Origin of the sequence: Streptomyces sp. NRRL B-24085 (genome assembly GCF_001282115.1) — a bacterium.
Lineage (GTDB): Bacteria > Actinomycetota > Actinomycetes > Streptomycetales > Streptomycetaceae > Streptomyces.
Window position 1 is genome coordinate 1 of record NZ_LJBR01000566.1, and the last position, 1135, is coordinate 1135.

A 1135-nucleotide genomic window follows, 5' to 3' on the forward strand; every position below is an offset into this window, starting at 1 on the left:
ACGCCGAAGCAGACATCCCGGCCCCGCGCCGACTGGGTCCTGCTCACCCTCCTCCCCGGCGCCCTCTGCGCGGCCACGGTGGCCGGCATCCGCCTCACCGACGGCCAGTCCCGCCTCGTCGCTGCCCTGGTGGGTTTCCTGGCCGTGTCCCTGGCCGTCCGCGCGGCCCTGGCCCGCGGCCCCCTCGGCACCCCCGACCGGGCACCCACCACCGGCACCTCCACCTGGACTTACTGGCTCCTCGCCTACGCCACCCTCGGCGACGGCCTCCTCGCGGCGGCCGTGACCGGCGGCCCCGACGCCCTGCCCACCGGCGCCGCCGACGGCCCCTGGCCCATGTCCACCGCTCCCGTCCTCGCTCTCACCCTGTCCTGCGCCCCGGCGGCCTGGTCCGCCCACCTCTTCGCGGCCCGCGCCCGCGCCCGGCTCACCGTCAGCCGGGGCCTGGAGGACTTCGCGGCCTCCGTACGACCCCTCCTGTTCGGCACGTTCGCCCTGTACCTGTGCGCCCTGGCTGCGCTCTCGGTCCTGTCCGCGACCGTCTTGGCCGAACCCACCGCCCACACCCAGGTCATCGCCCTGGGCGCCCTCCTCTTCCTCGCCCGCCTCCTCACCGTCCACGGCTTCACCCACGCCCCCGCGGTGGTCCTCACCGCCGCCGTCACGGCCCAGGCGACCGCCCTGGCCTCGTCCTTCGCCTCCCGCCTGCCGGGCTGCGGCTTCCTGGCCGTACCGGTGGACGCCCTCGTGGACCTCTGGGGCCCGGGCGGCATCCAGACCCTCTCCTGCGGGCTCGGCGCCCTGGCCCTGCTGATCCACGGGTCCCGCAAGCTGACGCGAGCGTCGGCCCACGCCCGGGCGGAGGCCCCGTGCTGACCCGCCCCGAGCCACGCACCCGCCGCAGCCGCGACCGCCACCCGCCGTAGCGGCGACCGCCACCACCCACCGCGGTGCAGCCGGCCCCAGCGATGCGTCATCCCCTCACTCGTCAGGGAGGGGGCAGTCGCTCACCCGTCATGGGGGCAGCCACCCGCCGACCGTGGGGCGCAGCCGCCCACCCGCCACAGGAGTCGGCGCCCACCCGGCGCGACCACCCGTCGGCCGTGGGCGCCGACGCCCCCACCCACCGTGGGAC

The 1135-nt window shown here is 77.4% G+C and carries 1 protein-coding gene; it reads left to right on the forward strand.

The features are described 5' to 3' along the window. A partial coding sequence (locus AOJ26_RS39540) for a hypothetical protein (RefSeq protein WP_053853171.1) occupies positions 1-876 on the forward strand: 876 nt, incomplete at its 5' end. Positions 877-1135: the final 259 nt, after the last annotated feature.